Annotated in this window: 4 protein-coding genes and 1 pseudogene; 1 reads left to right on the top strand and 4 read right to left on the bottom strand. The window is 60.4% G+C overall.

From position 1 onward, the window contains the following. Window positions 1-144 precede the first annotated feature (144 nt). From hemG to pepQ, 4 genes and pseudogenes are all read right to left on the bottom strand, one after another. Entirely contained in the window at window positions 145-669 is a 525-nt protein-coding gene (gene hemG / locus BN1118_RS20230; protein WP_043557708.1) for a menaquinone-dependent protoporphyrinogen IX dehydrogenase, read from the bottom strand. A gap of 7 nt (window positions 670-676) precedes the next feature. Continuing rightward, complete coding sequence (locus BN1118_RS20225) at window positions 677-2,134, bottom strand: TrkH family potassium uptake protein (RefSeq protein WP_043557707.1); 1,458 nt, start codon at window positions 2,132-2,134, stop codon at window positions 677-679. A 36-nt stretch (window positions 2,135-2,170) separates the two neighbouring features. Beyond that, a pseudogene (locus tag BN1118_RS20220) lies at window positions 2,171-2,696 on the bottom strand (YigZ family protein). Continuing rightward, window positions 2,696-4,018, bottom strand: a complete 1,323-nt coding sequence (gene pepQ, locus BN1118_RS20215; RefSeq protein WP_043135862.1) for a Xaa-Pro dipeptidase — start codon at window positions 4,016-4,018, stop codon at window positions 2,696-2,698. The pseudogene BN1118_RS20220 and the gene pepQ overlap by 1 nt, the downstream one beginning before the upstream one ends. A 190-nt stretch (window positions 4,019-4,208) precedes the next feature. Here pepQ and BN1118_RS20210 point away from each other — a divergent pair, with 190 nt between their 5' ends. Then, entirely contained in the window at window positions 4,209-6,146 is a 1,938-nt protein-coding gene (locus BN1118_RS20210) for an acetoacetate--CoA ligase (protein WP_043557706.1), read from the top strand. Window positions 6,147-6,183 lie beyond the last annotated feature (37 nt).

Raw genomic sequence — 6,183 nt, 5'->3', positions numbered from 1 at the left:
GGCGCATTATAGGGAACCGCGTCGCGATGACAAGAGGAAATCTGCAAAAAATGGCACTTTTTGCCGTTTAGCGGTTCGAATGCCTATTTATCAAACAAAAAGCCCCGCATCCGCGAGGCTCAAGCCAGCAATGACGCGGAGTTGCTATCTTTTTGACCAGAATTCGCGGGCAAAACTGCGCACCTTTTCCCAATCGGTAAACTCCAGGTCCTTGCTGGTATCCGTACTGCCACCCGTGATCTTCATGATCAGCTGAATGATGCGAGTCTGCCACCAGTTGTAGCGGGAATATCGCAGTGCGCCGGCAAATACCCCCAGCGTCTTCGGCTTCCACGGCGAGAGACGCAGAAACTTCTTCATATAGGCATTGGTCTGCGGTGTCTGCTTCTCCGGCTTGCGCGCCGTCAGGTTGACACAGAAGAAGGCGGCATTGGCCACCTCCAGCTGTTCATGATGCGCATGGATAAAGCTGAGCAGGCTGGGATGGAAGTTGCCGTAACGAATGGAGGCACCGATCAATACCTTCTTGAACTTGCTGAGGTTGCACATGGGCAGTGTGTGCAGGTCATGCATCACCACCTCGCAGCCTGGCATTTCCTCCAGCATGACATCCACGATTTTCCGTGTTTGCCCATCCCGAGAGGAATAAAGCACCAAAATCTTGTCCATACCTACCTCAACTACGCCAGAATGCGGGGGTAAACAGTACCAGAAGCGTGAAAATTTCCAATCGACCAAACAGCATGGCGACTATCAGGATCCACTGGGCCGTCGCCGATATATTGCCAAAGTTGCTGGAGACCTCGCCCAGCCCGGGCCCCACGTTGGTGAAGGCGGCTGCCACGGCCGTGAATGCGGTCACCTCGTTCAACCCTGTCATCAGCAACAGCAGCATAAAGATGAAGAACAGGATGATGTAGGTGGCAAAGTAGCCCCACACCGCCTCGACGATCCGCTCGGGCACCGCGCGGCGCCCCAGCTTGAGGGTATAGATGGCGCGTGGGTGTACCAGTCGCTTGAGCTCGCGCATCCCCTGCAGGAACAGGATCATGAAGCGCATCACCTTGATGCCGCCCCCGGTGCTGCCGGCACAACAGCCAATAAAGGCGGAAAACATGAGCAGCATGGGCAGGAAAGAGGGCCAGTCGGCATAGCTGGTCGTGCTATACCCGGTAGTCGTACCGAGGGACACCGCCTGGAACAGACCGTGGTTGAGCGCCTCCTGCCAGGTGGCGTAGTGGCCGTGGGTCAGCAAGGCGATGAAGCAAATCAGCACCAGGGTCGCCTGGATTGCCAGAAACACCTTCAATTCGGGATCGCGCAGATAGCTGCTCAAGCGGACCGGCTTGTGGGCAAACACCATGAAGTGCAGAGCGAAGTTGACGCTGGCCAACAGCAGGAACAGCACTGTGATCAGGTTGATGGCCGGGCTGTTGAAGAAGCCGATACTGGCATCGTGAGTCGAGAAGCCCCCCACCGACAGGGTGGAGAAGGAGTGGCAGATGGCGTCGAACAGCGTCATGCCGGCCAGCCAGTACGCCAGAGCGCAGAGCATGGTCAGCAACAGGTAGATGAACCAGAGTGCCTTGGCCGTCTCGGCGATGCGCGGCGTCACCTTGTTGTCCTTGACCGGCCCGGGGATCTCGGCGCGGTAGAGCTGCATGCCCCCGATACCGAGCAGCGGCAGTATGGCCACCGCCAGCACTATGATCCCCATGCCCCCGAGCCACTGCAGCAACTGGCGATAAAAGAGGAAAGCCTTGGGCAGATTGTCCAACCCGGTCAGCACGGTCGCCCCCGTGGTCGTCAGGCCGGAGAAGGATTCGAAGAAGGCCTCGGAAACCGTCATGCCGGGCACCTCTCCCAGCAGGAACGGCAAGGCCCCCACGCTGCCCAGCACCACCCAGAACAGCACCACGATAAGAAAACCCTCCTTGGATCTGAGGTCTTTCTTATGATGGCGGTTGGGGAACCAGAGCAGAGCACCGAGCAACAGGGCGATGAAGAAGGCATTGACAAACTCGGCACCGCCACCGTCACGGTACCCAAAAGCAACCATCGCGGGCAGCAGCATGGTCGAACTGAATAGCGCGACCAGCAGGCCAACGATACGAATGATGCTCAGAATCTGCATTCCGGCTCCCTCTTCAGGCTAAAAGAGCGATGGATTCTAGCCATCTAAGGGGCGAAGGGATACCCGTCCATGGGTCCGGTCGGTCAATTCTCGGTCAACCTGGGCCCAGACAGCGGATCCCCACGCAACCCGCAGGGTGACGCGGAAGCCATAGTCGGCCTCCAGCAACTGGCCGTGATGGCTGCCGAGCAGCGCCCACGCCACCCCCATAGGCCTTGACCAGACCGCCGGTGCCCAGCAACACGCCGCCGTAGTAACGCACCACCACGGCGGCCACCTCACCGAGTCCTGAGCCCATCAGCTGGGCCAGCATGGGCTTGCCGGCCGTCCCCGAGGGCTCACCATCGTCGCTGAAACCGTAAATCTGGCTGTCCTGCGGTGCACCGGCGACAAAGGCCCAGCAGTGATGCCGGGCCCCGGGGTGTTGCTGCCTTATCTCGTTGACCCACGTCTTGGCGGCCTCGACCGTTGGGGTGTGCGCGATCAGGGTGATAAAGCGACTCTTCTTGATCTCCTCGGTCAACTCCATCGGCGCGGCCGGAATGGCATAGTCTGCCGTCATCAGAGTCCCGCTTGTCTGGTCAGGTTCTCCACCCCGTTGGCGTGCAACACTATGTTGTCCTCGATGCGGATGCCGCCAAACGGACGCAGCGCCTCCACCTTGTTCCAGTTGACCCGCTTGCCCTGCTCGCCCTGACGCAGCGGCTCCAGCAGGCTGTCGATGAAGTAGAGGCCCGGCTCTATGGTGAACACCTGACCCACCTCCATCACCCGGGTACAGCGCAAATAGGGGAACTGTTCGGGAGCCGCCAGGTGAGTGCCGCGCTCGTCCTGCATGAAGCCGCCCGCATCGTGCACCTGCAGGCCCAGGAAATGACCCAGACCATGGGGGAAGAAGACGTTGGTCACCCCTGTGTGGATCATCTCGTCCACCGACATGTCCACCAGTTCGACCGCTTGCAGCAAGCGCGCCAGCCTGTGATGCATCTGCAGATGCAGCTCGTTGTAACGGCGACCCGGTTTGATCTCCTCGATGATCTCCTGCTGCTGCGCATCCAGCGCCGCGATCAGATCGGCAAACTCACCACGACGCCAGGCCCAGGTACGGGTGATGTCGGAGGCATAACCGTGAAAATCCACCCCGGCATCGATGAGGAAGGAGTGGCGCTCCGCATCCGGCACCCGCAGGGCGGAGAGATGGGTGTAGTGGAGGATGGCCGCATTGCGGTTGATGGCGACGATATTGCCGTACGGCGCCTCATTGGCCCCCTGCCCGACCGCCTTCATGTAGGCCAGATTGATCTCGAACTCGCTCGCCCCCGCCATGAAGGAGTCCTTGGCAGCGACATGGCCGCGCACGCCGATGCGATTTGCTTCGCGCAGGCACTCCAGCTCATAGGGCGTCTTGTAGGCGCGATGATAGTGCAGATAGTTGAGCACGGCCTCCGGGTTGGGCTGACCCAGCCCCAGCAACTCGGCGACCTCGAGATGGCCGCCCAGATAGGCCCACTCCTGCTTGCCGGCGGGCAGGTGATCGGCAACCTGCTCCGGCCTCGTCAGGAAGCGGATATCGAAGAAGTCGACCCAGAAGGCATTGGGCAGGTCCGCCACCTTGTGCCAGAAATCCACCGGCCGGTAGAACAGCAACACCGGCTTGTTCACACCATCCACCAGCAACCAGCAGTGGGGGTTGTCCAGCACCGGCAGCCAGGCCTTGAAGTGCGGATTCACCTTGAAGGGGTAATCCTGGTCGTCTAGGAAGATGCGGTGGGTCTGGCCGGAGTGGATGGCCAGGCCGCTGAGCCCCTGCTGTTGCAGTATGTCGCGGGTGCGCTGCTGCAAGGTATCTAGGTGCTGGGCAAAAAGTTGGCTGTAGCTGCTCATGGCGTCCTGCTCCGGGAGAAATGTGATTTCAGCATAACATCAAGCGAATCAAGGCTCGAACCGTCAAGCTATCGCTTCGTGAGGTAACGCATACGTTACAAGGCTTTTGTTATGAAACAAAAACCAACCATTAACAAATAAAAAACAATTCAATACACTGCCGGTAGATACATGCAGTCAGGGACTACTCATGCACAACCTTTGCCTGTGGCAACCGGATCAGGAACGGATTCAACAATCCAACCTCCAGCAGTTTATGGCCGAGGTCAACCGCTTCCATGGCCTGCAGCTGCACAACTATGTCCAGCTCTACCAGTGGTCGGTGGAAAAGACCACCCGCTTCTGGCCGCTGGTGTGGCAACACTGCGGCGTCAAGGGCGAGCTGGGGGACATAGTGGCAGAAAACCGCCAGGATATGCAGCGCACCCGCTGGTTCCCCGACAGCCGGCTCAACTTTGCCGAAAACCTGCTGCGCCGTCAGGATGAGAGCCCGGCCATTATCTCCCGCATCGAAGGCAGCCCAAGCCACACCCTGAGCTGGCGTGAACTGGCGGATCAGGTGGCCAGGCTGGCCCAGTGGCTGCGCAGCCAGGGCATAGGCAGTGGCGACGTGGTCGCCGCCTACCTGCCCAATATCCCGGAAACCGTGGTGGCCATGCTGGCAACCACCAGCCTGGGCGCAATCTGGACCTCCACCAGCCCCGACTTTGGCGAGGCCAGCGTGGTGGAGCGCTTCGGCCAGACCCGGCCGCGGGTGCTGTTTGCGGTAGACGGCTACCGCTACAACGGCAAGGCCATCGACATTCAGGACAAAGTGGCGGGCGTGGTCGGCCAGATCGACAGCATAGAGCAGACTGTGCTGATCCCGCTGCTCGGCAATCCCCTGCGGCTTGGTCACGACTGGCAGCACGTGCTGGCAAGCCAGCCGGATGCCATCCTTTGCTTCGAGCCCATGGGCTTCAACGATCCGCTCTACATCCTCTATTCGTCCGGCACCACTGGCAAGCCCAAGTGCATAGTGCACGGCATAGGCGGCACCCTGCTGCAACATCTCAAGGAGCATCAACTGCACTGCGACATCAAACCGGGGGAGCGGGTGTTCTACTTCACCACCTGCGGCTGGATGATGTGGAACTGGCTGGTGAGCGCGCTCGCCTCCGGCGCGACTCTGGTGCTCTATGATGGCTCCCCCTTCTATCCGGACGGCAATGTGCTGTGGGATATGGCACGCGACGAGCAGGTCGCCCTGTTCGGCACCTCGGCCAAGTATCTGGATGCCCTGCACAAGCAGGGCTATGCCCCCATCAAGACCCATGAGCTGCCGCAGCTGCGGCTCATCTGCAGCACGGGATCCGTGCTGTCGCCGGAGGGGTTCGACTACGTCTACCAGCAGATCAAAAAAGATGTACAGCTCAGCTCCATCTCGGGTGGCACCGACATCTGCTCCTGCTTCGTCATCGGCAATCCCATCAGCCCCGTCTATCGCGGCGAGAGCCAGGGACGCGGCCTCGGCCTCGCGGTGCAGGTGTTCAACGAGGCGGGCCAGCCGGTACAGGGCGAGAAGGGGGAACTGGTCTGCACCAAGCCTTTCCCGGCCCAGCCCATCGGCTTCTGGGGCGATGAGAGCGGCGACAAATACCACGCAGCCTATTTCGAGCGGTTCGACAACATCTGGTGCCACGGCGACTGGATCGAGCTGACCGACACCGGCGGCATCCTCTTCTATGGCCGCTCCGATGCCACCCTCAATCCGGGGGGCGTGCGCATCGGCACCAGCGAGATCTATCGCTACGTGGAGCAGCTCGACGAGGTGGAAGAGAGCATAGTCATAGGCCAGCAGTGGCAGCAGGACGAGCGGGTGGTGCTGTTCGTCAAGCTCAAGCCCGGTATCAAGCTGGACGAGCCGCTGCGCGAGCGCATTCGCCAGCAAGTAAGGCAACACTGCACCGCCCGTCACGTGCCCGCCCGCATCCTGCAGGTGGATGCCATTCCCCGCACCAAATCCGGCAAGATAGTGGAGCTGGCGGTGCGGGAAGTGGTGCACAACAGACCCGTCAACAACACTCATGCCCTCGCCGATCCCGAGGTGCTGAGCCAGTATCGCGACAGGCCCGAGCTGGCCAGCTGATGGCACACAAGGTTAATAAAGGCTCTGTCCCAGTTAT

Origin of the sequence: Aeromonas bestiarum (assembly GCF_000819745.1) — a bacterium.
Lineage (GTDB): Bacteria > Pseudomonadota > Gammaproteobacteria > Enterobacterales > Aeromonadaceae > Aeromonas > Aeromonas bestiarum.
Note: the sequence above shows the minus strand (reverse complement) of the source record. Positions and strands in the feature narration are given on the sequence as shown.